This window comes from Thermosynechococcus vestitus BP-1 (assembly GCF_000011345.1).
GTDB classification, from domain to species: domain Bacteria; phylum Cyanobacteriota; class Cyanobacteriia; order Thermosynechococcales; family Thermosynechococcaceae; genus Thermosynechococcus; species Thermosynechococcus vestitus.
Map to the genome: position 1 here is coordinate 2,086,419 of NC_004113.1, position 26,195 is coordinate 2,112,613.

Sequence of the window (26,195 nt, forward strand, 5' to 3'; positions counted from 1 at the left end):
GATAGATTGTTTGCAATCCAAATTTCGGTCTTTCATCACCGCTAATTGGAAAACCTGTCCCAACCTGTCGGTTTGGGGATCCCTTTTTTTGTCAACTATTTACTGTTCTCGATATAGGTCACACTATGTCTCAATTGTCGCGTCGTCGCTTTTTAATGACCGCTACTGCTACCGCTGTGGGGGCGATCGCCCTCAAGGGATGTGCTCCCGCAGAAACTCCCCAAGGACAACAGCAGGGAGGGACAACAACAGGTGGACTAGAAACAGACACAATCAAATTAGGGTTTATTCCCATTGTGGAATCCGCTCCCCTGATTATTGCCAAAGAAAAAGGCTTCTTTGCCAAGCATGGCCTCACCAATGCTGAACTGTCGAAACAGGCCAACTGGGCCAGTGCCCGGGACAATGTGGTGATTGGTTCTGCAGGCGGTGGCATTGATGGCGGTCAGTGGCAGATGCCCATGCCCTACCTGATCAGCGAAGGCATCATCACCCTCAACAATCAAAAATTGCCAATGTACGTTTTGGCACAGTTAAATACCCAAGGGAACGGCATTGCCATTTCCGGTGCCAACAAGGGCAAAGGCTTACACCTAAAAATCGCCGACCCCGATTACATTAAAGGCTTTGCCGCTAAGAATGGCCGCAAGTTCAAAGCCGCTCACACCTTTCCCCACGTCAACCAAGACCTATGGATTCGCTACTGGTTTGCCGCCAATGGCATTGATCCCGATCGCGATATTGAACTCTTAGCCGTTCCCCCCGCTGAAACCGTTGCCGGGATGCGCAATGGCACAATGGATGCCTTTAGTACCGGTGATCCTTGGCCATTCCGCATTGTCAGCGATGATATTGGCTATATGGCCACATTGACCGCCCAGATATGGCCCTACCACCCTGAAGAGTACCTAGCCGTGCGAGCTGACTGGGTCGACAAACACCCCAAAGCCACTAAAGCACTTCTGAAAGCAGTCATGGAAGCTCAGCAGTGGTGCGATGACAAAGCCAACCGCCCGGAACTCATTCAAATTTGTAGTCGCCGCGAGTATTTCAACATTCCCGGCAATATTCTCACTCCCCCCTACGAAGGCACCTACACCATGGGGGATGGTCAACCCAATTTCAACGACTTTAACATCGGACCCCTCTACTGGCGGGATCCCAATGGCAATAGCATTTCCTACCCCTACAAGAGCCATGACCTCTGGTTCCTGACCGAAAACCTGCGCTGGGGCTTCAACGCTGATAAACTCAAGGATTTCGACAACATCAAGCAAATGATTGGTCGCGTCAACCGCAGCGATCTCTGGCAAGAGGCCGCCAAGGAGTTAGGGATACCGGCGGCTGAAATTCCCACCACCGAATCGCGAGGTGTTGAAACCTTCTTTGACGGCATCAAGTTTGATCCTGATAACCCCCAAGCCTATCTGGACAGCCTCAAAATCAAGGTCAAGTCCTAGTCGTTTTGTTGCTACTCAAGGTTGTGTTGCTACTCAAGAGGAGACTTCCATGGCTATTGCATCTGCGCGCCGTAATGGCAATGCCAATCCCCTCATCAAGTTTCTGCGCCAGCAGGGGGCGGATTTTTACCTACCGATTATGGGTGTGATTGGGTTTCTAGTGGTTTGGCAGATTCTCTCTTCAACTAAAATTCTCTCGCTTCCTGGCCCAATTCAGGTGTTTGCTGATGAGCGCAGTCGCTATCTTATCCTCCATCCCTTTTACTACAGGAGCCCACTGGATCAGGGGTTGGCACGGCAGACGCTGATTAGTTTGACCCGTGTTGCCCAAGGCTATGGGCTAGCCGCCGTTGTTGGAATTACGCTGGGGATTTTGGTGGGCACCAGTAAAACACTCAACAAAGCTCTCGACCCCATCTTTCAATTTCTGCGCATGGTGGCTCCCTTGGCGTGGGTCCCCATCTCCCTTGCGGCGTTGCGCCAAAATGAACCCGCCGCAATTTTTGTAATCTTCATTACCTCCATTTGGCCGATTCTCATCAATACTGCTGTGGGCGTGCGGGAAATCCCCCAAGACTATAAAAATGTGTCGCGGGTACTGCGACTTTCCAAGCAAACCTTCTTTTTGAAAATTCTCCTGCCCTCGGCGCTGCCCTATATTTTCACTGGCCTACGGATTGCCATTGGTTTGGCATGGCTGGCGATTATTGCTGCTGAAATTGTGATGTCGGGGGTAGCGGGCATTGGCTTCTTTATTTGGGATGCCTACCAGCAAAACTACGTCACGGAAATTATTGTGGCGGTGGTCTATATCGGTGCCATTGGCCTGATTTTGGATCGCTTGGTGGGCTTCCTGCAAAGCAAAATTGCACCAGCAAATCACTAGGAGGGAATCATGGGCGTTTTTGTGGCCGTGGAACAGGTGGAGAAGGTCTTTGACCTCACCAATGGGGGGCAGTATCTTGCCCTGAAGGGAATTGATCTGACCATTCAAAAGGGGGAGTTTGTCTCCCTAATTGGTCACTCCGGCTGTGGCAAGTCCACGTTACTGAATATGATCGCCGGTTTAGACCTGCCCACTTCAGGGATTGTGACACTGGAAGGACAGCGGGTGCGCCAACCGGGTCCGGATCGCATGGTAGTCTTTCAAAACTACTCGCTGTTGCCGTGGCTTTCGGTACGCGAGAACATTGCCCTAGCAGTGGATGAAGTGCTTGCTCACCTGACTCCGGCGCAACGGCGGCAAATTGTCGAGTCCCATATTGACCTGGTGGGGCTGCGTCCCCATGCCCACAAGTCACCGACAATGCTCTCGGGGGGTCAAAAACAACGGGTGGCGATCGCCCGCGCCCTTGCAATTCAGCCGAAGCTACTGCTGTTGGACGAACCCTTTGGTGCCTTGGATGCCCTGACACGGGGCAATTTGCAGGAACAATTGATGAAGATCTGCGAAGCCCAGCAGGTAACGGCGGTGATGGTGACCCACGATGTCGATGAGGCGGTGCTCCTCTCAGATCGGATTGTCATGCTCACCAATGGTCCCGGCTCCAAAATTGGCGGCATTCTTGAGGTAGATATTCCCCGTCCGCGGCAACGGATGGCCGTTGTCGAACACCCTAGTTACTACAGTCTGCGCAGTGAGATCATCTATTTCCTCAACCAGCAAAAACGGATAAAACAGTTGCAGGCACGTCGCAAACCGGCGATCGCCCGCCATGGTCTCGAAAAAACAAATTTGGAAATTGGCTTTGTGCCCCTGACCGCCTGTGCTCCAATCGCCATTGCCTATGAAAAGGGGTTCTTTGCCCACCATGGCCTTGAGGAAGTGTCCCTTGTACGCGAGAGCAGTTGGCGGGGCATTGTGGATGGAATTGCCGCAGGCTACCTCGATGCCGCTCAGATGCCAGCGGGGATGCCCGTGTGGTTTACCTGTGGTGGGCATGAAGAGCAGCCGCTGCCTGTGGTCAGCGCCCTCACCCTTAGCCGCAATGGCAACGGCATCACCCTGAAAAAGGAATTTGCCGAGCAGGGGGTTCGTACCCTGAGTGACTTTCACCGCTACTTGCTGCAGACGCGCGATCGCCCCCACCGTTTGGGAATGGTGCATCCCTCTTCAATGCACAATCTCCTATTGCGCTATTGGCTAGCAGCAGGGGGCATTCACCCCGATCACGATGTCCACCTGCAAACAATTCCACCGGCGCAAATGGTGGCGGATCTGCGCTCCGGCAGTATTGATGGCTATTGTGTAGGCGATCCTTGGAACCTACGGGCAGCGAAAGAGGGGCTAGGCTTTACCATTGCCAGTGACATAGACATTTGGGCTGGGCATCCAGGGAAAGTACTGGGGGTGCGGGAAGATTGGGCGATGACCTACCCCAATACCCACATTGCCTTGGTCAAGGCCCTCCTGGATGCCTGTCGCTACTGTGCCGATCCTGCCCACAGTGAGGAGATTAAGCAAATCCTGAGCCGCAAAGCCTATGTGGCCACCAACCCCGAGTATTTGGAGCTAGGGCTAAATGAACAAGGTGGGCCAGTGCACCATCTCTTTTTTGGCGATGGTGTCAATCGTCCCAGTCGCACCGAACACCTGTGGATGATGACGCAGATGGCTCGCTGGGGCACGATTCCCTTCCCGCGCAATTGGGTAGAGATTCTGGAACGGGTATGTCGCGTGAGTGTCTTTAGTACAGCCGCTCGCGAGTTGGGACTCTTGGATATTAAATATCGCACCGGGCCTATCCAACTGTTTGATGGCACCACCTTCAATGCCGATGACCCCATTAGCTACCTCAATAGCCTCACCATCAAACATGAGATCTATATGGCCGAGATTCCCCTGAATTTACCTGTGGCACGGGCAGCCTAAGTCCACAATCCACCCTGATGTCAGACCCCCTGGAGTTATTGGAGTTATCCATGATTAGCAACGGCAACCAAACCACGACTACCGCTGTGGCCGTAGGCTCTACGGAATCCTTTTTGCGCCTAGAACAGGTGAGCAAAGTCTATCCCACCCGTAATGGACCGTTCACTGTGCTCACGGATATTACCCTCGACGTTCAGGCGGGGGAGTTTATCTGCGTCATTGGCCACTCTGGCTGCGGCAAAACCACCTTACTCAATATGATCTCGGGCTTTGTGCGTCCCACAACGGGGGAAGTACGCCTCAAGGGTCAGCCAATCAAGGAACCGGGGCCCGATCGCATGGTGGTGTTTCAAAACTATGCCCTCTTGCCGTGGTTAACTGCGGCTGAGAATGTCTATCTGGCAGTGGATGCTGTCTGGCCAGAAAAATCCCGTCCACAAAAAATGGCGATCGTCCGCGAACACTTGGCAATGGTGGGCTTGGCGGAAGCAGCTAACAAATATCCGGCTCAATTGTCAGGAGGAATGAAACAACGGGTGGCGATCGCCCGTGCCCTTGCGATTCGGCCAGAAATCCTCATTCTCGATGAACCCTTCGGTGCCCTCGATGCCATCACCAAAGAGGAACTGCAAGAGGAGTTGTTGAATATTTGGCAAGAACACCGCTGCACCGTGCTAATGATTACTCACGATATTGACGAGGCCCTCTTTTTGGCGGATCGCATCCTGATGATGACCAATGGCCCCGCTGCCAAAATTGGCGAGATCATGACCATTCCCTTTCCACGTCCGCGCGATCGCGAGCGCATCCTTGAAGATCCCACCTACTATCAACTGCGCAACGATGCCCTTGACTTTCTCTATCGTCGTTATCATCTCAACGAAGATGGAGAGTAGCTGGTTCATCCTTTTTTCCACCTACATGGCACAAAATTAACATTTCTGCCCTGGGGCTCGGGCAATCCCTAAGCTGCCACAGCCACACAGGTAACGTCTAACCCCCCAGGAGATAACAACTGCCTTTGACATCCTCCCCCCGCTAAAGCAGGGGGATTCCCAAAATCACTTTTGAGACTTTCTGCTTCTTCGCAGTTGCCCTCCAGACGTATGTCTATCAGGTCTTACACCCGCTCCACAGACTGTAACCGTGTGTCCCACGGCCAAAATGTTTTGAGCGGCATTCACATCCCGGTCATGGTGCGCCCCACACTTAGGACAGTCCCATTCTCGGACGCTCAATGGCAGCCGCTCAACAATGTGACCACACTGTCCACAGCGTTTAGAACTGGGAAACCATTGGTCAATCTTCACCAGTGTCCGACCATACCACTGGGCTTTGTATTCCAATTGCCGTACCAGTTCGCCCCATCCAGCATCACTGATGGATCGGGCAAGCTGACGGTTCTTGACCATGTTTTTCACAGCCAACGACTCGATTATGATCGTTTGGTTTTCACGTATCAATCGAGTCGTCAACTGGTGCAAATGGTCTTTTCTGGAATCAGAGATTTTCTGGTGAATCTTGGCAACTTTCAACCGCGCCTTATCCCAATTGCGAGAGCCTTTTTGTTTGCGACTCAAAGACCGCTGCGCCTTACGGAGTCGTTTGTAGTAGCGGTTAAAGTGCTTGGGGTTGGCAATCTTTTCCCCTGTACTCAGGGTAATGAGGCTGCTCATCCCTACGTCCAAACCAACCGACGGGTCGACGGGCTGCAGTGTCAAATCTCTGGGGTCATCAAACCTCAGACTGATGTACCACTGTCCAGCAGGGTTAAGCCTGATGGTCACGGTGGATGGTTCAACACCATCTGGAAGCCGTCTCGACCAGAGAATATTCGGCGGTTCGTTGCACTTTGCCAAGAATACTTTTCCGTCTTTCCACCTAAAAGCAGACTTGGTGAATTCTGCGCTACCGCCATTGCGTTTCTTTTTGAAGTTGGGATATTTCGCCCGACCTGCAAAGAAGTTACTGAAAGCAGATTGCAGATGTCTCAATGCCTGCTGCAAGGGGACAGAGCTAACCTCATTCAAAAACTGAAGGTCATCTTGCTTCTTCCACTTAGTAAGCAAGGCAGAGGTTTGAACGTAGTCAAGTCTCTCTTTTCGTTCATACCAGGCTTCTGTTCTGGCTGCCAGTGCTCGGTTATAAACCAACCGAACACAGCCCAATGTTCTCCGAAGCAGGGATTCCTGCTCGGTCGTTGGGTAGAAGCGGTAACTGAAAGCCTTTTCCATGCCTATATTATATTTGTTATTTTGTAAGTAGCACAACTATACTTGGCAGTCATAGACTGCCGCTCCTATCCCTCCCCTCCCTAAAGGAAGGGGTCTCTCGGAGGTAAAGATGATGGCCAGCCTATTTGACCAAAACTTTCGCTATACCGATCGCGCCCGCGCCATCTTCGAAGAACTGCAACGCAATCTCCACCCTATCTATAGGGAGCTATTGGAAGAAGGGTTCTCTCCTCGAGAAATTACCGCCCTCGTCACCAGTGCTGCTGCCCAAACCGAAAATGCCGCTATTGCTGAATGGGAAGAGGCAAGGGGGAGCTCCCAAAACAGGACAGAATCACAGACCACGGCCTAGGGGATGAGTTGTCAAGCTCGCATTTTGGAAATTGAGTCCCTAAGTGTCCGCTACGGTGGCATTTATGCTCTGCGAGGGGTGAGTCTGTCTATTGCAGCCGGGGAGTGCATTACCCTTGTGGGTGCCAATGGTGCTGGCAAAACCACCCTCCTGCGTGCCATCTCTAAACTCGTTCCCAGTAAGGGTATCATTCGCTTTGCTGGTCAATCGATTGCAGGGCGATCGCCCCATGAATTAGTGAGGTTGGGCATTGCCCATTGTCCAGAGGGGCGGCAGGTTCTAGCACGCCAAACCGTACGGGACAATCTCCTTCTCGGTGCCTACTGCCGTCGAGATGAAGCGCAGATTGCCCAAGACCTCGAAGAGCAACTCAAGCGGTTTCCCAGACTACGGGAGCGGCAACACCAACTAGCAGGGACCCTCAGTGGGGGTGAACAGCAAATGCTGGCGATCGCCCGTGCCCTGATGAGTCGTCCTCGCTTACTGCTCCTGGATGAACCCAGTTTGGGCTTAGCACCGAATTTAGTGCGGGAAATTTTTGCCATTTTGGCGCAACTGCGGCAACAGGGGATGACCATGCTCCTGGTGGAGCAAAATGCTCACTTGGCCTTGCAGTTGGGCGATCGCGGCTATGTCCTGGAGGCAGGCCAAATGACCCTTAGTGGTCAGGCCTCAGATCTCTTGAATGATCCAAGGGTTCAGCAAGCTTACCTGGGTTAATGCTATGATCAGAGAGCTGGACGTGTGGCTCAGTGGATTAGAGCATCGGATTCCGGTTCCGAGGGTCGGGGGTTCGAATCCCTCCACGTCCGTTAGTGAAGTGTCAGAATCATGACTGAACCCGCTACCCGTTCCGAATTGAGCCAAGTCTTGGATGCCATCCAAGGGATGCAAGGGAATTTGCAGGCAATGGAGGCTGCCCTCCAAGCCATAGACAAAAAGCTGGATATTCACATTGCCACGAGCAACGAGAAATTCCAAAGGCTTGAAGACAAAATTGATGCCGTAGAGGCCAAGCTCGAGCAGCGTATCAACACCATCGAAGCCAAACTACAACAAAGATTAATGCTGTGGAGGCCAAGCTCGAGCAGCGTATCAACACCATCGAAGCCAAACTACAACAACAGATTAATGCTGTGGAGGCCAAGCTCGAGCAGCGTATCAATGCCGTCGAAGTCAAACTGCAACAACAGATTAATGCTGTGGAAGCCAAGCTCGAGCAGCGTATCAATGCTGTCGAAGCCAAACTGGAACAACAGATTAATGCTGTGGAGGCCAAGTTAGGGCAGCGGATTGATACGTTAGAATCTACGTTAGAGGATATTTCTAAACGACAAGCAGGCACGGATGCGCGCTTATGGGGATTCCTAGTGACCCTGTTAGTTGCTACTGTTGGATTACTGACAAAAGTGCTGTTCTTTGATTTACCTCGCCCCTAGATTCCTTAGCTTAAAACCGGACTCATTCTTCTTAACCAGTATGTTTCTCAACCTCAAAGATATTATTTTGCTGTTGCATCCCATCCTGGCCTGCACATTTGTTTTTCCCGTGATTGGCATGACGACGTTCTTTGCCCTGCAAACGCGGCAGCGTCGCCTCAAAAACACCCCCTCAATTCCTGCCACAGTCGGCAGTTTGCACGTGAAATTGGGCAATCTCCTAGCCGCTGGCGTCATTGGTATCACATTGGTGGCCTTGGCCTATTCAGTCGTGTTTGGATTTCAGGGCTTCCTGATGCAGGCGGAGAAGAACACGCTGCAGCCCCTCTCTGTTGTCCTTGTGGCACTAATGTTTATTGTCACTATTGCGGCAACAGTACTCCTGTATCACGCTCAATCGAAGCTATGGCGTGCTGTCTTTGCCACGCTCTCAGGAATGGGGGTGATCATCCTAGCCTTTCAGCCGGGGGTCTTTCGCCGCGATGACGAGTGGTGGGTTTCCCACTTTTACTTTGGTCTGGCGGCGGTGATGCTGATGATTTTTTCTGTGGCCATTGTGAAAGAAATTTACCAAGATCGATCGCTCACGTGGCGACGGATTCACATTGGCTTAAATTCCCTTGCTTTGATTCTCTTTTTATTGCAGGGAATTACAGGTACCCGTGACCTCTTGGAAATTCCCTTGAGTTGGCAAGCCCCCGTGGTCTATCAGTGCAACTTTGATCCGCGATCGCCCCAGTTCAAGACCTGTCCCTAAAAACGAGTCAGGATATATAGCAATGTGAAGAGGATAATCCAGATCACATCCACAAAGTGCCAGTAGATCTCTGCCATAGCCACTCCCGTATGCTTTTGGGCGTTGTAATGCCCAGGGCGGCGCGATCGCCAGATCACCCCCAAAATTAACAAAATGCCAATGAAGACATGGAGACCGTGGAAGCCCGTCATCACATAGAAGCAGTTGGCAAAGACATTCGTGCGCAGACCATAGCCGAGGGTGAGGTACTCATACACTTGCCCCCCAAGGAACACCGCCCCCATCGCCGCCGTGATCCAATACCATTTGCGCATGCCGCGAACATCATCCTTTTTGATGGCAACATCGCCGTAGTGGATAACAAAGCTACTGGAGATGAGAATGAGGGTGTTGATGGTGGGCACAAGAAGTTCCACTTCGGTACCTTCCGGTGGCCATTGCTCATGCATGCCCCGCAGGAGTAAATAGGCCGCAAAGAGGCCACCAAACATCAGGGATTCAGAAATGAGAAAGACCAGCAACCCTAAAACCCGAAAATCAGGGTGCTCATGGGCATGATCAACCGCTATGGCCGTCCCTTGAGACTCAACAGTACCTTGCATAGCTTGCTCCTAAAGTGTCCTACTCTTCACTCTTCCTCGTCATGATCCTCATCAGTGCTTTCCTGGCGCCGCTCAATGCCATAGTCGTAGGGACCCTTGGTAACCACGGGCAGCACTTCCCAGTTTTCAATCAGGGGCGGTGAACTGGTCGTCCACTCTAGGGTGAGACCGCCCCAAGGGTTATCGCCAGCAATTTTGCCCTTATTCCAGCTCCAAATGATGTTAATCAGGAAGGGAATTATCGAGAAGGCCAAGACAAAAGCACCTATCGTACAAATCAGGTTAACTGGCTCAAATTGGGGATCGTACATAGCAACGCGGCGGGGCATCCCCTTTAGCCCCAACTCATGCATGGGTAAAAAGGTCAAGTTCGTGCCAATCAACGTCAGCACAAAGTGGAGAATCCCTAGGCGCTCATCAAGAAGCCGTCCGGTCATTTTGGGGAACCAGTGGTAAATGCCTGCATAGAGACCAAACACCGAACCGCCAAAAAGCACATAGTGGAAGTGTGCCACCACATAGTAGGTATCATGGACGTGAATATCCACGGGGGCAGTCCCCAAGGTCACACCGCTGAGACCACCCAGGACAAACATTGACATTAGGCCAATGGCAAAGAGCATGGCACTGTTGAGACGAATTTTACCGCCCCAGAGGGTGGCCACCCAGCTGAAGATTTTCACCCCCGTCGGCACCGCCACAATCAGGGTTGAAATCGTAAAGAACATCCGCATCCAAGGGGGCGTACCGCTGGTGAACATGTGGTGCACCCAGACAAAGAGACCCACACAGCAGATGGCCAAACTCGAGTAGGCGATCGCCTGATAGCCAAAGATGGGCTTACGGGCATGCACGGGAATTACCTCGGACATAATGCCAAAGATCGGCAAAATCATCAGGTACACCGCTGGATGAGAGTAAAACCAGAAGAGGTGCTGGTAAATCACCACATTGCCACCGGCATCCGGTTTGTAAAACGAGGTGCCAAAGTTAATATCAAACAGCAGCAAAATCAGTCCTGCTGCCAGCACAGGGGTTGAGACTAGAGCCAGCAGAGAGGTCGCTAGCATTGCCCAGCAAAAGAGGGGCAATTGATTCCAGCGCATACTGGGCACTTTCATTTTCCAGATGGTGACAATGAAATTCACCGATCCCAGAATCGAAGAGGTGCCCACAAGGATGATCGCCAGAATCCACATACTCTGGGCAGTGGTGGCTGTCATCGTACTCAAGGGCGGATAGGAGGTCCAGCCCGCTTGGGCACCCCCAAACAGGAAACTGGCTAACAGTAGGGCCCCCGCCGGCGGGTTCAGCCAAAAGGCCAGGGCATTCAAACGGGGGAAGGCCATATCCCGTGCCCCAATCATCAAGGGCACCAAGTAGTTGCCAAAGCCCCCGATCGCCGCCGGCACCACCCACAGGAAAATCATGATCGTGCCGTGGTTGGTGAGAAAGGCGTTGTACAGATTGGGATCGAGGAAGTCGGAATCTGCCGTAGCCAGCTCCGTGCGCATAGCCACCGCCATCAGGCCGCCAATCAGGTAAAAGATAAAGGCGGTAACCAAGTATTGAATGCCAATCACCTTGTGATCAACATTGAAGGTGAAATAGTCGTACCACTTCCATGCCTTAGGATGCTCAGGGAGGGACAAGGGGGTATCTAGGGGCAGTTGTGCTTGCGCCATAACGCTCTCAAAGAATGCAACAGTTAGGAAGACAGCTAAAGCTTTTCGGGAGAAGGGTCGTGGGCGATTGCTTCTACTTGCGCCACCAATTCCGCGGTTACGCCCATCTCATGGATATGGCGATCCCTCAGAGAAGGGATCACTGGTGCCGTTGCTATCCCTTGGTTTTGCCTGCGCCACGTTTCAAAATCCTCTGGGGTATGCACGATCACCTGGGTGCGCATGGCACCGTGGTAGCCACCACACAGCTCCGCACAGACCACAGGGTATGTCCCAACTTTAGTGGCCTTAAAGCGCAGCTCAGTGGGCACACCGGGAATCGCATCCTGCTTCAAGCGGAACTGGGGCACCCAAAAGGAATGGATGACATCCCGCGCCGAGAGATTTAACTGCACATCCTTGCCAACTGGGATATGCAATTCGCCGGAGACAATGCCACTGTCGGGGTAGGTGAAAATCCACGCATACTGCATACCCGCCACATCCACCACTAGGTCTGGGGCTTTGCCTTGAACATCAGGGCTAGCCCCAATGCCAATTTCCGGGGGTTGCGCCGCTGCTAAGAGGGCAGTTGCATCACTGGTGGTTTTCGAGGGGGCTTGGGCAACAACCGCCATCCCTGACTTGGGTGCATGCATCGAGTGCATGGCATGATCCCCCGGATTCAGTCCCCCCATGCGCTGGAAAATATCGACGCTGTAAATACCAAGGAAGATCACAATCAAAGCCGGAATCGCTGTCCAGAAGGCCTCTAGGGGTAGGTTGCCCTCCACGGGTAGTCCATCACCTTCCTCACCGGCACGGCGGCGATAGCGAATCACAAAAAGGATGATGGCACCCTGTACCACCAGAAAGAGGGCGGTACCAATGGTGAGCATAATGTCAAAGAAGTTATCCACCAAGGGAGCTTGCTCAGAGGCCTGCTCCGGCAAGAGGCCATGGTGATGCCCTACCCAAAAACTAATCAGGGTCACCACAACACCAGCGGTCAGTGTCCAAATTGAAGCGGGTATTTGTTCCATGGTGCCAAAGCGTCCAGAAAATCCCACCCTGATCCTAGGCAGATTCCCCAAGGATGTGGGTTAAAAGAACCTAAAGATTTATGTTGATTGATTGATGATGCTTGAGGCAGACTGGGCACAGATTAAGACCTTCCCGATGTCATTGAGGACTAGAAGACTCAAGCAATTGTTTAGCGGAGGATGACGAATGCTCAGTGTCTTTCCCTTAGCTGGGATGTCTTTGGCAAGCCTCCACTACTCGACCCATAGAGTGGATCAAACGCAGGTGTATATGGTGGCTGCGCCGATGGCGGACTATCGGGTGGTCATGACAGAACCGGCAGCCAGTGGCCAAGATACCTATTTAGAAACAACAGCAGCTTTTGCGCGGCGTACAGGCGCTGTGGCAGCCATGAATACCAATTTTTTCCGCTGGCTAAATGCTCAATCCCTGCGTTCTTTTCAGGACTATCAAAAATGGATCATGGGGGAGTCCAATCCTGAGGGCATTAGTTACCGAGCCCTGCGGCAAACCTGCTTGAGCGGTCGAGGTACGATTCCAGCGGGGGTTGCCGGAGCTTACATTGTCAATGGTCGGGTTGTGCGTCCCTATGAGGGGGGCTATTCAGGAATTGTCAATTTTCCTGCCCAAGGAGGCATTGAGTTTTATCGCGGCAGGTTGCCAGAGCAGCCTTTTAATGTGGTCAGTGGCTCGCAGCAGCTTTTAGACGGTGGCAGAAAGCTACCCGTTGATGGTAGCGATCGCACCTCCCCAAAGGCAATTCTTGGCAGACGCGGGAACGAGTATGTCTTTGTTGTCAGCGATGGGCGAGGGAATGGTGGCTCACCAGGGCTTTCTTTTTTGCAACTTCAAGACTTCCTACTGCAGCAGGGAGTAACGGAGGCAACGGCAATGGATGGGGGTGAGTCGGCCACCTTGGTCGTGGAGGGGCAGGTGAAAAATCATCCCCGCGATCGCTATTGTGAACTGGCGCGTTGGCTACCCGCTCCTGCGCTGACGTTGATTAATCTTGAGGAAGAGGCGCAGGAAACAGCGATGGCCATGGGGCGATCCCTCAGACCTGTTGGCGCCAACATTGGCTTAGTACCGCGACATCGTCCCCCAGCCTTCCTTTCCTTTGCGTTTTGGGAGTTCTTGCAGCAACGACTACTTGCCCGACTACGGGCTTGGCGAGACGCCGTCTAATTCCTGAAAACCAAGGCCAGATTTTGTTAAAATCCTAGTGTTCACTTTGACCGGCACACGCAAAGCTATGATTCAGTCTGCATCCTCCCTCCTGTTGACCATTACCCCTTCCCTGAAAGGTTTCTTTATTGGCCTATTGTCCGGCGCCGTGGTTTTGGGTTTAACCTTTGCGGTTCTGATCGCCATTAGTCAGATTGATAAGGTACAGCGTTCTTTATAGTCAGCAGACCTGGTAGTGGGCTTTGCAATCTCCCTAAAATAGGGTCATGGCCATAAAGCCGTGACTCTCGTTCTCTATTTTGCCCCTTTAGTCAATGGGTTAAATGACTTATCTTTCCTTCTCCCCTCTCCTTGGTCAAATTGTTAATGTTGGGCTTGGGCCTGCTGGTCTTTTGGGGATTGGCCTCGCGGTTGCTGGGGCCCTCCTCTATTTCCTGCGCTCGATTCAGCCGGAGTTAGCGCGAGATCATGATATTTTCTTTGCCGCAGTGGCACTCCTATGTGGTGGGATTCTCTTTTTCCAAGGATGGCGCCTCGACCCCATTTTGCTGTTTGGCCAGTTTCTGCTGACGGGCACCGCTGCCTTTTTTGCCTACGAAAGTATTCGTTTGCGGCGAGTGGCCACAGAGCAGGCGCGGCGGAATACCCCCATTGTGGATGAGGAGCGGCCCGTCAGCCGCAGCTACACCTACCGGGCCGAAATAGAGGAGCTGGAGCCCTATGACGATGAGGAGGAAGAGGAGGAGTACCCACCCTTACGGCGAATTCGGGGTAGCCGCGATGTGTCGCGATCGCGCTACGAAGACGAGGAGGTAGAGGATACCCCGCCGGTAGGACGTTTACCCTCGCGGCGCAGTAGCCCGCCTCGTCCTGACCCCCCCAGCCGTTCCAGCGTACGTCGTCCCCCTTCACGGCGTCCTCGACCGACAGCACCACCCTCAGATGAGATTGTGGATGAACCCTATCGTCCACTGACGCCAACGCGCCAGCCCACCCGCCGTCCCCCGCCACCTACCACAGAAACAGCAACAGTGGGCGATCGCCCCACGCGCCGCCGCCCTCCCCGTCCCCGTCCTGAAGTCACGACCGATGGCAGTGAGTATGTGCCCTATCAACCCCTGGATCGTCCTCCCAGTGATGAGCAGGATAACTCCGCCAATTTTGACGATGAATAAACCCTAGGAGCAAAGGCGGTTGACCATGCGTCACTATTTTTTAGTTTCAGTGCTTGGCTTGGCAGCAATTTGTGGGGGTGTTTCAGGACGGACTTGGGCAGCTCCCCCAGGGCCAGTCACTTCGGCGTCCCTGCCGCAATCGGTGCAAGCGGTGGTGAATGGCTTGGATGCCGCCGCCAGTCAAAAGAATTTAGACAGCGTCTTGGCTTTCTATGACCCTGAGTTCAAAACAGGGGATGGTCTCACCCTGGAGATGTTGCGCAAACAACTGCCCACCTTTTGGCAACCCTATCGCGATATCCGCTACCGTACCACAGTCAATCGTTGGCAACAGCAGGGCAGTGACTGGATTCTAGACATCAGTACCACCATTGAAGGCACGGGCGGCACCAGCGATCGCCCCCAAACCCTGCTGGGAACTCTCCAAGCCACCCAAGTTATCCGCAACGGCAAAATTATTCACCAAGACATTACCAACGAGAAAACCACCATCACCGTTGGTGCAACACCGCCCACGGTTCAATTTTCGCTCCCCCAAACAGTGCGTACGGGCGAGGAATTTAGCCTTGATGCCATTGTCCAAGAACCCATTGGCAATGGGATTCTCCTTGGCGCGGCCAGCGATCAGCCCATCAATGCCCAAACCTACGCCAATCCCAGCCCGGTGAAATTGGAGCTTCTCTCTGCCGGCGGCATTTTTAAGGTGGGACGTGCCCCCCAAGAACCCGGTAGCCGTTGGGTCTCTGTGGCCTTAATTCGGGATACGGGCATGGTCTTGATTACACAGCGACTGCGGGTGGAAAAACCATGAGTGAGGCGGAGTCAACCCCTGTAGAGGAACCGGTCGTAGAAAGCACTGAAGGCAGCGAGGCGATTCCAGAGGTTGAGCAAAGTACACCGCTGGTCAGTGGCCTGACGTTAGAACACTGTGGAGGACGCTACCGACTCACGTTGCCTAGCGATTTAGACTGGATTGATCTGTGGCCACAATTGCAACTATACCTTGTCGGTCAAGAACACCTCTGGTCAGAGACCTTACCAGTTGATTGTGCCTGTGGGCAGCGGCTCTTAGATCAGTCACAGCTGCAACAGTTGGCCGAGGCCCTCAGCGAGCATCAGTTGCGACTGGACAGAATTATTACGGGACGCCGCCAGACGGCGATCGCCGCTGCGACCCTTGGCTACAGTGTTCAACAGGAGGAACTGCCCCCCCTACTGGTTAAGGAGGCCGATGGCCCCTCACAAGCCACTGCCAATCCCCTCTATTTGAAAACAACCCTGCGATCAGGAATAGAAATTCACCATGATGCCAGTGTGATCATTGTTGGTGATGTGAATGCCGGTGCCAGCATTATTGCCGCCGGCGATATTATCGTTTGGGGCCGCTTACGGGGCGTTGCCCACGCCGGCGCTAAGGGTAATCTAGGGGCACGGATTATGACCCTCGAAATGGCAGCAACACAGTTACGGATTGCCGATCTATTGGCCCGCACACCGGACCCCCCTCGTCCTCCCTATCCAGAGGTGGCCTACGCCACAGACCAAGGGATTCAGATTGCCCCCGCCTATACTTGGGGGCGAGTCTTCGCCGTATCCGCAGCACCTTGAGCTAATCTATTCTAGTAAGCCAATTCCTAGGGAGTTCAATGGGGCGCACGATTGTCATTACCTCGGGCAAAGGAGGTGTAGGGAAAACAACCGCTAGTGCCAATATTGGTGTTGCTTTGGCCAAATTGGGGCGATCGGTGGTGCTCATTGATGCAGACTTCGGCTTGCGCAACCTCGACCTACTGCTCGGTTTGGAAAATCGGATAGTTTACACCGCCATTGATGTGCTGACGGGGCAGTGTCGCCTAGATCAAGCCCTTGTGCGCGATAAGCGCCTCAATAAATTGGTCTTGCTGCCCGCCGCCCAAAGCCGCAATAAGGATGCCATTACCCCAGAGCAAATGCGACAGTTGGCATCCGCCCTAAGCAAGCACTATGACTACGTGCTCATTGATTGTCCAGCAGGGATTGAGGCGGGATTTCGGAATGCCATTGCCCCCGCCCAGGAAGCCTTGGTGGTGACCACCCCAGAAATCGCCGCCGTACGGGATGCTGATCGCGTGATTGGCCTGCTGGAGGCCTACCGCATTCGCAATAGCCATCTCATTTTGAATCGGTTGCGCCCGGCAATGGTGGCAGCCAACGATATGATGTCCGTTGAAGATGTCCAAGAAATTCTTTCTATTCCCCTGATTGGCATTGTTCCTGAGGATGAGAAGGTGATTGTTTCCACCAATAAGGGGGAACCTTTGGTCTTGGCAGAGTCGCCGTCGCTGGCGGGACAGGCTTTTATGAATATTGCCCGCCGCCTGGAGGGGGAAAAAGTTGAGTTTCTCGATCTCGAGGCGGCAAGCGGGGGATTATTTAGTCGGATTCGACGCTTGTTTGGGGCAAAGGGATGATTAGTGAACTTCTGGAGCGGCTGTTTACCCGCACTCCCCCCAGTCGCACCACCGCTAAAGAGCGCCTGAAGCTGGTGTTGGCCCACGATCGCACGGCGCTGACGCCGGAAATTCTAGACAATCTGCGGCGAGATATTCTAGAGGTTGTCTCGCGGTATGTGGAGCTAGAAACAGAGGGGCTAGCGGTTTCCCTAGAGTCGGATCAGCGGACAACGGCTCTGATTGCCAATTTACCCATTAAACGGCTGAAGCTGTCCCCAGAGGATGCCCCGCTGCCAGAGAATTTCCCACCAGAAAACGAGGCAAAAGAGCGTTGAGTACTGTTGCAGTTGGACTAGCAGCGATCGCCAGTGGCGCGATCGTGGCACAGGCACCTTGGGCAGCTGTTTTAATCGCCCGTTTAGGGTCGGGTTGGCGACGCCCTTCCCCCTTAACCCCTCAGCCTTCTCGCCCAGAAAACTTGGCCAAGGTGTCAATTATTGTACCGACCCTCAATGAGGCGCAGCGATTGCAACCCTGTTTGGCGGGTCTCATGCGCCAGGGCTACGAAGTGCGGGAAATTCTCATTGTCGATAGTCATTCCCAAGATGGCACAGTTGAGATTGTACAGGCGGCGCAACACGGGGATCCCCGTCTGCGAGTGGAGTTTGATCCTCCCCTACCGCCGGGGTGGGTGGGACGGCCCTGGGCGTTGCATACGGGCTTTTGTCGTGCCCATCCTGACAGCGAATGGATTTTGGGGATTGATGCGGATACGCAACCACAGCCCGGCCTTGTGGCCAGTCTTTTGGAAACCGCACAGCGGGAGCAATTAGATCTCATTTCCCTCTCCCCCTGCTTTATCCTCAAGAGGGGGGGTGAATGGTGGCTGCAACCGGCATTGCTGTTAACCTTGATCTATCGCTTTGGTGCAGCTCCGCCTGTGGCAAGGCAACCGGAGCGGCTTTTGGCCAATGGTCAGTGCCTGTTGGTGCGGCGATCCTGCCTTGAAGCGATCGGGGGGTACCAGGTTGCCGCTTCCTCCTTTTGTGATGATGTGACGTTGGTGCGAGCCATAGCAGCTACGGGGGCGCGGGTGGCCTTTCGCGATGGATCAAGGGTACTCAAGGTGCGCATGTATGAAGGAATGGCAGAAACTTGGCGAGAATGGGGGCGATCGCTGGACCTGAAGGATGCCACCCCAGTTGCCCAAGTGTGGGGCGATGCCTATTTCCTCTGGGCAGTCCAGGGATTACCGTTGCCCCTGTTCGTTTTGGGGTTAGTTGCCCTGGCAGTGACGACTCCCACCCTGCCTCTTGAGATGGCGACATTGCTCAATGGCCTACTGGTGCTGATTCGCTGGGGCATGACTCTGGCGATCGCTCCTGTCTATGATTGGCAGACGGGTCAAGGGCGCTGGCTCTTTTGGCTATCACCGCTTGCGGATCCCCTAGCGGCACTGCGGATTACCCTCTCCTCTTGGCAACGCCCCAAGCAGTGGCGAGGACGAACCTACAGTTCGCAAACTTAGAGCTTTTTGTTGATCAGTTAACCGGAGCGATGACATTCACGAGAACATCACTCTTAACTGCTGCCCAAGGGGCACTTGTAACCAGATTTGCGGAAATTGATGGCCGCGTCAAGAAAAATTTAGATCGAGTTCTGGCAGCCTTTCGTCAGCACCGACTGGGGGTACACCACTTCAGTAGCATGACCGGCTATGGCCACGGCGATTTGGGGCGAGAGGTGCTGGATCGGGTGTTTGCCCAGGTGATGGGAGCTGAGGCGGCTTTAGTGCGGGTGCAATTTGTCTCTGGTACCCACGCGATCGCCACCGCCCTCTTTGGGGTGTTACGTCCTGGGGATGAGCTCATTTCCCTTGCCGGTCCTCCCTACGACACCCTAGAAGAGGTGATTGGCCTGCGGGGTCAAGGACAGGGCTCCCTCAAGGATTTTGGTATTCACTATCGCGAGCTTCCTCTGCTGGCCAGTGGTGAGCCGGATTGGGGCGCGATCGCCACCTGTGTTCAACCCCAAACCCGCATGGTGCTCATTCAACGGTCCTGCGGCTACACATGGCGCCCTAGCCTCAGCCTCGAAGACATCGGCAAAATGATTCAGCTGATCAAGAGTCAGAATCCCGATGTGGTCTGTTTTGTGGATAACTGCTACGGTGAATTTGTCGAGACCCAAGAACCGCCCCATGTCGGTGCCGATTTGATTGCTGGCTCGCTGATTAAAAACCCTGGGGGTACCATCGCCACAGCGGGGGGCTATTTAGCAGGACGCGCTGATCTCATTGAGCAGGCCAGTTATCGCCTCACGGCACCGGGAATTGGCCACGAAGGGGGTGCCACGTTTGATCAACATCGCCTGCTCTTTCAAGGGCTCTTCTTAGCACCACAAATGGTCGGTGAAGCCCTTAAGTGTGCCCACCTATTGGCCTATGTCTTTGATGAACTGGGCTATCCAGTCAACCCTGCCCCCCTGTCTCGCCGCCGCGATGTCATTCAAGCTGTCCAATTGGGCAGTCCTGAAAAGCTGATTGCCTTTTGCCGCATCCTACAACGCTACTCTCCCGTGGGTTCCTACTTGGATCCGGTACCGGCACCAATGCCCGGCTACGCCGATGATCTGGTCATGGCTGGTGGTACGTTTATTGATGGCAGCACCTCGGAACTGTCTGCCGATGGCCCTTTGCGTCCGCCCTATATTGTCTTTTGTCAGGGAGGGACCCACCACACCCACATGGCTTTGATTTTAGAAGCCCTCCTAGAGGCTCAAGTTTTTTGAGGCCAGCCGTAGGCTTGGGCAACTGCTTCCCATTGGCACAAAATACTCTGCTCAAAGGCTTCCCGCCAGGTGGGGCAGGTTGCTTGGGTAATCTGGTGTGCCTGTGCCCCCATCCGCTGGCGATAGTGGGTATCGTCTAACAGCGGGGCAATGGCGGCTGCCCAATCTTGGGGGTCGCGACTGTAAACCACTACTCCATCCTCCCCTGAAGCTTGGACATATTTGCGTCCACCATCAAAACCAGAAATAACGACCGGTAATCCCGCTGCCCTTGCTTCCACCACCACATTGGGTCCCGTTTCTGACTCTGAAGGAAAGACGAATAGATCGCTACTGGCATAAATTGCCCCCAGTTTTTCTTGGGGTATCTTGCCGGTGAGGGTGACGCGATCGCCCAAGAGGTCTTTGACCAGGACAGCCTGCGCCCCTTCGCCCACAATCAACACATGGAACACCTTTCCTTGGTTAGCTAATCTTTGAGCTGCCCGCGCTAACAGGAGCACATTTTTACTGGCATCCACCCGACCGACAAAAAGGATGATCGGCCCCTCTGGCAGGTGATACTCCTCCCGTAGCCATTGGGGATTGCGCAATCGCGGATGAAAGCGATCGCGATCAATGCCCCGCTGAAACCACGCCACCCGCTCAGGGGGCAAAAACGTGAGCAGCCAGTCGGCATCCTGCTGCCGCGAGACCAGTACGCGATCGCTGGCACGCATAAAGCCCGCTAGTTTGCGTTTGGCTTGGCAACCAAACCACTGATCCACCTGTAGTTGCTTCAGCCATAGCCACCGCCAAAATTTCTGCCCCCTACTGCGGCCACTCAAACGCCAAATAATTTCCCGGGAATAGGTGCGGGTCAGTAACGGCAAATCCGTGTGAATCGAACTGAGCAGAGGACGACGCTGCTGGCGGCAAAAGCGGCGCACTGTTTGCGCAAAGCTAAAGGTATCTGTAATGTGAAACACCTGATGTTGGGGTAAATAACGGCGCAATGCCCAGTGAAAGGGAGCGACATCGGTCATACCTGCCCCTTGGCGCATGATTTCTAGTGAGTGCGTGCTGAACTGGGGCGGCAACAATTGGTAGCGAACATTGGCCGCCACCTCCAGGGTTTGGTGTTTTGCACCAAGGAAATAGATCGTCAAGTCGATCCGCTCTGGGTAGTGGCTGGCAGCTTCAGCAAAACGTTCCCAGCATTTGACGTGTCCACCGGCATGGGGTTGCCATTCTAAACAAATGAAGACGGCAACAGATAGTGGTTGTGGCACTCTAGGCTTCTCAAGGTTGCATTTTGTTAAAGATTCACTGAATATCACATTATGAGTATCGCATTATCACATTATGAATATCGCATTGTAGAATCATTCACAGTGAGTAATGATGGGCTACCGTAATCGCGCGATCGCTATTCTCTTAGCATTAGTTGGCATCTTTCTTCCGGGACTTCATAAGTTTTATTTGCGCCAACCCCTATGGGGAGGAATTTATCTGATGCTGGGGCTACTCTTTTCGACAGAGCCCCAGGGTTCTCTAGGGAGCATTGCCCGTATTGCCTGTGTCATTGAGGCCGTGTGGTATTTGTTTCAGGGGGCTGATGCCTTTGATGCCACCTTTAACCCCAACATTAGTGCGGTGGTTCCAAAGCTGCCGGCCCCTCCTCTTGAGAAATCAACCTAGTACCGCCAATAGCGACGACCTTGCCAGAAAATCCCCACGGCTGTGCCAATCAGGAACACGTCAGTGACAGGGAAAAATAGGGGCCGCAATCCCAAGGTACTGCCAAAAAAGCTGAAAAACAGACTGCCCACTAGGACACACAGAAATAACGCCCAAAGGGTGCCGCTATAGATAGGGGCTGGGTTAAACCACACCTCTAAGGAGATCACTGCCACCATCCCAAGGCCAATGCTCACACCCAGGCGGAGTAACAGAACCAAGGGAGGTTGAAGCAGGATGATCAGTGCCTCGCGCACCGCTGTAACGGCACCCGCAATATAGTAAAGCCCTGTATCAAGCAGCGCTGCCAGCAAGGCAACCAGAAGACCTGTGGGCACTAGCGATCGCCACGGTAGTGCCTTAAACTGTTGCCAAGGATCGGACACAAGCAAGACTCACATTAAGAATGTTGGCAGGACCTAGGGCATCGGTAGATCGCCGAGGCTCATTTCCAGCTCCATGCGCTGTTCCATCTGGCGCAGAAAATACCCCGTCATCATCGCTGAGGCCAATAACCCCGCCAGGTTATCGCGATCGGTGGCAATTTGGACATTAAAATCCTCGGAGGGAAGGCCGCCCACGAGACCTTGGACGTTTTGGCTGATAATTTGGCGAATTTCTGGACTGACGGAACGGGCAATACGGGTCAAAACTTCTGGCGATTGGCTTTGCAGGTACTTTAGGAGCAGATTGGGCTGCCCATCGTCCGTAGAAGACTGGTAGAAATTAGCGTTTCCGGGATCAAAAACCATAGGCAGTGCTCGTTAGTGATGTTAAGTATATGTTACCAAAACGAAATACTCTCCTAAAGTCAAGGCTCCCATGCTCCCTACTCTAACTGTAGAATAGACCTCAGCAGTTGGTGAGATTGAATACACAAGGATTCTTGCATGACCGCCCTCGATCGGCTTCAGCCTGCCAACCCTCGGGAAGTCAATATCTTTGCCCCCTATATGCGTGCTGAGAAGCGTCCGTTACTTCCCTTGGGCATCGCCCTCTACCGTCTGGGTAGGTTGGAGGGACAACGGGGAATTGAAGGCGGTAACAATGTTGATTTTGTTGCCACATGGACGATCGCCAACTTGCCGGCGGATTTATCCCGCTGTACGGTGACCTTTGATAACTCTCCTGATCTGCAGTACGAAATGTCTATCACCACGTTTGAGCTAGTGGATTATCTCATTGATGTCATTATTAACTATAAAAAATATCGGATTGCTGATTTTTCCAAAGCGTTTTATCGTAAGCTGTTACGGCTTGAGTAAGGCTTGGGTGTTCAGTAGGGTTGGGGTCGCGGCAGGAGTAACTCAACGGTGGGAAAGCATTTATTGATTGGTTCAATTGTTCCCTATAGCGGCAAGTCTGCAACGATTATAGGCTTGGCCAAGCTCTGTCGCGATCGCCATCTGCGCATTGCCTATGGTAAGCCCCTGGGCACATACCAACCCACCACCGATAGCGAAGAAACCGAAGCTGATGTCAGCTTTTTACAGAAAACCCTCAACCTAGAGAATGTGCGGCCCACTTTGCTCACCCTGACCCCAGAAGCCATCAAGGCGCGACTGACGGGCACAGATCAGCAGGATTATCGCCAAGCCCTAGCGGCCTATCACAGCATTAACAGCGAAGACTTGGTGCTTCTCGAAGGGCCAGCAACATTGGCAGAGGGGCGACTGTTTGATTTGGACTTGGCTCAGATGGCAGCGGTGTTGGAGGCACCGATTTTACTGGTGGTGCGCTATGAATCTCCCTTGGTGGTGGAATCGCTCCTTTTGGCCAAGTCGGAATTGGGCGATCGCCTATTGGGGGTGATCATCAACGATATTCCCGAAAGCGAGACCCAACCCTTGCCTGCTATTCGCCAATATCTCGAGGCCCGCCAAATTCCAGTTTTTGGTATGTTGCCCCGCAGTCAGTTGCTGCGCAGTGTCAGTGTCAAAGAATTGGTACGCCAGTTAAATGCCGAAGTTTTGTGTCGTCCCGATCGCTTGGATTTGCTGGTAGAAGAACTCACCATTGGCGCAATGAATGTCAGTGCTGCCCTGAAGTATTTCCGTAAAGCGAACAATATGGCGGTAATTACCGGGGGGGATCGCACCGATATCCAATGGGCAGCCCTGGAGACCTCCACCCACTGTCTGATTCTCACCGGGCATTTGCCGCCTTCCCCTGCTATTCTCGCCCGTGCCGAAGAGTTGGAAATTCCCATTCTCTCTGTGGATCTGGATACGCTGACGGCGGTGGAAATTGTGGATCGCGCCTTTGGTCAAGTCCGTCTCCATGAAATTGCTAAGGTGCAGTGTGTCCAGCAAATGATGCAGGAGCACGTGGATGGCGATCGCCTGTTGCACCAGTTGGGGCTCCTGACGGTTGAGGCTTAGTGTTGGGTGCGCAGGGCAAAAATCAGTACTTGAGTCGGCGTTTTGCCATCAAAGTTGTTATCGCCAATGATATAGAGCGATCGCGCCCCATCAGCCAAGGGGGGGCCAAAACTCATCCCCTCCAAATTGGTCAGGGGAATTCCTAGGGTCTTGAAATCCAAAATCAGACGTTTCTGCACAGGGCGGATGGTGCCCAGATCAACCGGCAGGGTCGCCATGCCAAGGGTATCGGTCGCTCCTGCTAGGGATACTTCAAAGAGTTTGATGCCATGCCCCACTCCCGGACTGTAGGTGCGCTCCAAGCTGAGAAAATGGCCACCATTGTCAAGGGCAAGTAGTTCCACAAGGCCATTAAACACCGCCTCGGAGGGATCCAATGGATAGAGATGCTCCGCCAGCAACACAGGGGCAACATCCCCCCGCAGGTAATGGAGTAGGCGGCAGTAAATCGGGATATTGGGGCGGACATCTTGGGCAAGGGCAGATTCAACACCGACAAAGAGGCGATCGCCCGTCGGGGAAAGCGTCAGCGCCTCAAAGCCAAGATTATTGCGAATCCCTTGCGGACCATTGGGCAGATAGTATTTGGGAATGGGTAGGGCTCTAATGGTTCGTCCAGGGTTGCGCTCAAACTCCTTGATCCAGGGCGCGCTAGCTGTGGCTGTTACCCCTTCACTGCTAATCAGCAGGTGTCCCTCGGGCGTCAGCGCAATTCCCTCAGTGTCGGCGGTGTTGGGAGGAGACACCTCACCATTTGTCTGCTGGAGAAAGGTGACGCCCTTGGGGGTAATGGTTTTGGGAGTGATTTCGAGGGTGTAAAACCGAGGTTGCTGGCGATCGTCACTAATGGCATAGAACTGCTGTTGACGCCAATCGTAAGTCAAACCCGACAGCCCTCCCACCTCAGTATTTTGCCACTGGCTGCCGGCGGCTAATTGGACTTCGCCGCGAAATTCCACCCCCACATTCAGAAACAGGCGCTCCTCCGCTCGCACTTGGGGCAGGGCACAGCCCCACAGTAGGCAAAGGAACAGAATCCCCATTAGCAGGCGTGGCCCATGCATCAGCCTATCTTAGCGGTTGCGATTTGTACCTTGACCGCCCCCCTGTTGATTTGGGCGTTGGGGAGAAGCGGGTTGATTCGCTTGGTTTGGGCGCTGGGCATTATTGCCACCGCTCTGTTGCAGGGCAAACTGAATCGCCTCAGGGGTTTGTACCAGTTGAATTTGACCCGCCACGGGATCGTTGGTGCTTAGCATGGTTGCCACCAAATTATCCAGCATGACAACGCGGATACCCGTATCCTTCACCAGTTCCGGTCGCTGCTGACGGGCTTGATCCACTTCCCGTTGGAGTTGCATTTTATCAAAGTAAAAGGGAATAAACCGCTGCGTGCGGGTCTGGCCGTTTTCGCGCACTTGTGCTTCTACGGCAATGGGGTTGCCTGTTTTGCTATCCGCTAGGAAAAAGAGGGGAGTACCGCCTCTGAACGGTTTGCCCTCCTTGGTCAGAATTTTGCCATCGCGCTCGACCAAATCACCACTTTGTTTGAGCAGATTGACTGCCGCTTCCAGTTGGGGTTTTGAGGGGATAATGTCCACGCCAACAACAGGATTTTTTCGGCTTTCGAGGGCAATTTTCACCGCACCACTGAGGGCAGCCGCAGAAATCCGCGCCACACCACCAATCTCGGGCCGCTGCGTTTTGATGGCATTGAGGGCGCCTTCAGCATCTTTCTGACTAATAAAGAAGGTAAACACTTGGGTTTTCTTATTTTGATCTTGGGGGTTAGGGATTTCAAATGTCAGCGGCTCCCCTTTGTCGTTGGTGATCATAAAAACGGGCACATTGTTGAGAATCTGCAGCACCTGTTCTTCCGGCAAGGCGGTGGCAGTCCCGTAGCGGCCAATAGCGGGGGCGAGCCACAGGCTACTCACTAAACCGGCCAAAACACCCAAGTGTGCCAATCTTTTCATACAGTCTCCTAAATAAATGCTCTATTGCAGTAGGTGAACTTTCCAAATTCAGTCCCTTAGTTGTGGAGAGGGGTAGCGATCGCAATGTGTAGTACCTAACTCACACCGAAACT

29 protein-coding genes and 1 tRNA gene are annotated in these 26,195 nt (G+C 53.4%); 21 read left to right on the forward strand and 9 right to left on the reverse strand.

Translation table 11 applies throughout. The annotated features are described in order from the left end of the window. Positions 1-125 precede the first annotated feature (125 nt). From TLL_RS10135 to TLL_RS10150, 4 genes are read left to right on the forward strand one after another with little or no spacing between them, the layout of a single operon-like run. Positions 126-1,460, forward strand: coding sequence for a CmpA/NrtA family ABC transporter substrate-binding protein (locus TLL_RS10135; RefSeq protein ID WP_011057835.1), 1,335 nt, complete (start codon positions 126-128; stop codon positions 1,458-1,460). A 49-nt stretch (positions 1,461-1,509) separates the two neighbouring features. Beyond that, entirely contained in the window at positions 1,510-2,346 is an 837-nt protein-coding gene (gene ntrB, locus TLL_RS10140; RefSeq protein ID WP_164920965.1) for a nitrate ABC transporter permease, read from the forward strand. 9 nt (positions 2,347-2,355) lie between these two features. Continuing rightward, on the forward strand, positions 2,356-4,332 hold the full coding sequence (locus TLL_RS10145) for a nitrate ABC transporter ATP-binding protein (RefSeq protein ID WP_011057837.1): 1,977 nt from the start codon (positions 2,356-2,358) through the stop codon (positions 4,330-4,332). A 50-nt stretch (positions 4,333-4,382) separates the two neighbouring features. Beyond that, complete coding sequence (locus tag TLL_RS10150) at positions 4,383-5,228, forward strand: nitrate ABC transporter ATP-binding protein (protein WP_164920966.1); 846 nt, start codon at positions 4,383-4,385, stop codon at positions 5,226-5,228. A 165-nt stretch (positions 5,229-5,393) separates the two neighbouring features. Here the strand turns inward: TLL_RS10150 and TLL_RS10155 are convergent, their stop codons facing one another. Beyond that, a complete protein-coding gene (locus TLL_RS10155) occupies positions 5,394-6,566 on the reverse strand; it encodes an RNA-guided endonuclease InsQ/TnpB family protein (RefSeq protein WP_011057839.1) in 1,173 nt (390 codons plus the stop codon). Positions 6,567-6,675: 109 nt separating this feature from the next. On the opposite strand from TLL_RS10155, the gene TLL_RS10160 reads away from it, so the two are divergent. The 5 genes from TLL_RS10160 to TLL_RS10180 all read left to right on the forward strand — a co-directional run bounded on the left by TLL_RS10160 (position 6,676) and on the right by TLL_RS10180 (position 9,114). After that, positions 6,676-6,918, forward strand: a complete 243-nt coding sequence (locus TLL_RS10160; RefSeq protein WP_011057840.1) for a hypothetical protein — start codon at positions 6,676-6,678, stop codon at positions 6,916-6,918. Positions 6,919-6,921: 3 nt separating this feature from the next. Continuing rightward, entirely contained in the window at positions 6,922-7,638 is a 717-nt protein-coding gene (locus tag TLL_RS10165) for an ABC transporter ATP-binding protein (RefSeq protein ID WP_011057841.1), read from the forward strand. An 18-nt stretch (positions 7,639-7,656) separates the two neighbouring features. Next, positions 7,657-7,730 (forward strand) — tRNA-Arg (locus tag TLL_RS10170). Positions 7,731-7,988: 258 nt separating this feature from the next. Next, positions 7,989-8,357, forward strand: a complete 369-nt coding sequence (locus TLL_RS10175) for a hypothetical protein (protein WP_011057842.1) — start codon at positions 7,989-7,991, stop codon at positions 8,355-8,357. Between the two features lie 40 nt (positions 8,358-8,397). Continuing rightward, entirely contained in the window at positions 8,398-9,114 is a 717-nt protein-coding gene (locus TLL_RS10180) for a DUF4079 domain-containing protein (RefSeq protein WP_011057843.1), read from the forward strand. On the opposite strand, the gene TLL_RS10185 is transcribed toward TLL_RS10180, so the two are convergent. From TLL_RS10185 to TLL_RS10195, 3 genes are read right to left on the reverse strand one after another with little or no spacing between them, the layout of a single operon-like run. Further along, on the reverse strand, positions 9,111-9,716 hold the full coding sequence (locus TLL_RS10185; protein ID WP_011057844.1) for a cytochrome c oxidase subunit 3: 606 nt from the start codon (positions 9,714-9,716) through the stop codon (positions 9,111-9,113). The genes TLL_RS10180 and TLL_RS10185 overlap by 4 nt on opposite strands. 26 nt (positions 9,717-9,742) lie before the next feature. Next, positions 9,743-11,401: a cytochrome c oxidase subunit I gene (gene ctaD / locus TLL_RS10190; protein ID WP_011057845.1), complete on the reverse strand. Its 1,659-nt coding sequence runs from the start codon at positions 11,399-11,401 to the stop codon at positions 9,743-9,745. A 35-nt stretch (positions 11,402-11,436) separates the two neighbouring features. Further along, on the reverse strand, positions 11,437-12,423 hold the full coding sequence (locus TLL_RS10195) for a cytochrome c oxidase subunit II (protein WP_164921213.1): 987 nt from the start codon (positions 12,421-12,423) through the stop codon (positions 11,437-11,439). A 187-nt stretch (positions 12,424-12,610) separates the two neighbouring features. Here TLL_RS10195 and TLL_RS10200 point away from each other — a divergent pair, with 187 nt between their 5' ends. The 9 genes from TLL_RS10200 to TLL_RS10240 all read left to right on the forward strand — a co-directional run bounded on the left by TLL_RS10200 (position 12,611) and on the right by TLL_RS10240 (position 20,006). After that, positions 12,611-13,609, forward strand: coding sequence for a phosphodiester glycosidase family protein (locus TLL_RS10200; protein ID WP_011057847.1), 999 nt, complete (start codon positions 12,611-12,613; stop codon positions 13,607-13,609). 67 nt (positions 13,610-13,676) lie between these two features. Next, complete coding sequence (locus TLL_RS10205) at positions 13,677-13,829, forward strand: photosystem II reaction center X protein (protein WP_011057848.1); 153 nt, start codon at positions 13,677-13,679, stop codon at positions 13,827-13,829. Positions 13,830-13,932: 103 nt separating this feature from the next. Continuing rightward, entirely contained in the window at positions 13,933-14,784 is an 852-nt protein-coding gene (locus TLL_RS10210) for a Ycf66 family protein (protein WP_011057849.1), read from the forward strand. A gap of 25 nt (positions 14,785-14,809) precedes the next feature. After that, complete coding sequence (locus TLL_RS10215; RefSeq protein WP_011057850.1) at positions 14,810-15,595, forward strand: hypothetical protein; 786 nt, start codon at positions 14,810-14,812, stop codon at positions 15,593-15,595. Continuing rightward, complete coding sequence (minC, locus tag TLL_RS10220; RefSeq protein WP_011057851.1) at positions 15,592-16,392, forward strand: septum site-determining protein MinC; 801 nt, start codon at positions 15,592-15,594, stop codon at positions 16,390-16,392. Before TLL_RS10215 ends, minC begins: the two co-directional genes overlap by 4 nt. 38 nt (positions 16,393-16,430) lie before the next feature. After that, a complete protein-coding gene (gene minD, locus TLL_RS10225; protein ID WP_011057852.1) occupies positions 16,431-17,234 on the forward strand; it encodes a septum site-determining protein MinD in 804 nt (267 codons plus the stop codon). Then, complete coding sequence (minE, locus tag TLL_RS10230) at positions 17,231-17,551, forward strand: cell division topological specificity factor MinE (protein WP_011057853.1); 321 nt, start codon at positions 17,231-17,233, stop codon at positions 17,549-17,551. Before minD ends, minE begins: the two co-directional genes overlap by 4 nt. After that, positions 17,548-18,744, forward strand: a complete 1,197-nt coding sequence (gene cruG / locus TLL_RS10235) for a 2'-O-glycosyltransferase CruG (RefSeq protein WP_164920967.1) — start codon at positions 17,548-17,550, stop codon at positions 18,742-18,744. The genes minE and cruG overlap by 4 nt, the downstream gene beginning before the upstream one ends. 29 nt (positions 18,745-18,773) lie before the next feature. After that, complete coding sequence (locus TLL_RS10240) at positions 18,774-20,006, forward strand: aminotransferase class I/II-fold pyridoxal phosphate-dependent enzyme (protein WP_164920968.1); 1,233 nt, start codon at positions 18,774-18,776, stop codon at positions 20,004-20,006. On the opposite strand, the gene TLL_RS10245 is transcribed toward TLL_RS10240, so the two are convergent. Then, positions 19,994-21,277, reverse strand: coding sequence for a glycosyltransferase (locus tag TLL_RS10245; protein ID WP_231833769.1), 1,284 nt, complete (start codon positions 21,275-21,277; stop codon positions 19,994-19,996). The genes TLL_RS10240 and TLL_RS10245 overlap by 13 nt on opposite strands. A 109-nt stretch (positions 21,278-21,386) precedes the next feature. Here TLL_RS10245 and TLL_RS10250 point away from each other — a divergent pair, with 109 nt between their 5' ends. Further along, on the forward strand, positions 21,387-21,686 hold the full coding sequence (locus TLL_RS10250; RefSeq protein ID WP_011057857.1) for a TM2 domain-containing protein: 300 nt from the start codon (positions 21,387-21,389) through the stop codon (positions 21,684-21,686). On the opposite strand, the gene TLL_RS10255 is transcribed toward TLL_RS10250, so the two are convergent. After that, complete coding sequence (locus TLL_RS10255) at positions 21,683-22,111, reverse strand: hypothetical protein (protein WP_011057858.1); 429 nt, start codon at positions 22,109-22,111, stop codon at positions 21,683-21,685. The two genes, TLL_RS10250 and TLL_RS10255, sit on opposite strands and share 4 nt — an antisense overlap. A gap of 33 nt (positions 22,112-22,144) precedes the next feature. Next, complete coding sequence (locus TLL_RS10260) at positions 22,145-22,477, reverse strand: DUF760 domain-containing protein (RefSeq protein WP_011057859.1); 333 nt, start codon at positions 22,475-22,477, stop codon at positions 22,145-22,147. A 138-nt stretch (positions 22,478-22,615) separates the two neighbouring features. Here TLL_RS10260 and ebsA point away from each other — a divergent pair, with 138 nt between their 5' ends. Both ebsA and TLL_RS10270 read left to right on the forward strand, forming a co-directional pair. After that, a complete protein-coding gene (ebsA, locus tag TLL_RS10265; RefSeq protein ID WP_011057860.1) occupies positions 22,616-22,990 on the forward strand; it encodes a type IV pilus biogenesis protein EbsA in 375 nt (124 codons plus the stop codon). A gap of 48 nt (positions 22,991-23,038) precedes the next feature. Next, on the forward strand, positions 23,039-24,106 hold the full coding sequence (locus TLL_RS10270) for a phosphotransacetylase family protein (protein WP_011057861.1): 1,068 nt from the start codon (positions 23,039-23,041) through the stop codon (positions 24,104-24,106). Here the strand turns inward: TLL_RS10270 and TLL_RS10275 are convergent. Both TLL_RS10275 and TLL_RS10280 read right to left on the reverse strand, forming a co-directional pair. After that, a complete protein-coding gene (locus TLL_RS10275) occupies positions 24,103-25,170 on the reverse strand; it encodes an esterase-like activity of phytase family protein (protein WP_011057862.1) in 1,068 nt (355 codons plus the stop codon). The genes TLL_RS10270 and TLL_RS10275 overlap by 4 nt on opposite strands. Positions 25,171-25,179: 9 nt before the next feature. Then, positions 25,180-26,082: a Tic22 family protein gene (locus tag TLL_RS10280; RefSeq protein WP_011057863.1), complete on the reverse strand. Its 903-nt coding sequence runs from the start codon at positions 26,080-26,082 to the stop codon at positions 25,180-25,182. Positions 26,083-26,195 lie beyond the last annotated feature (113 nt).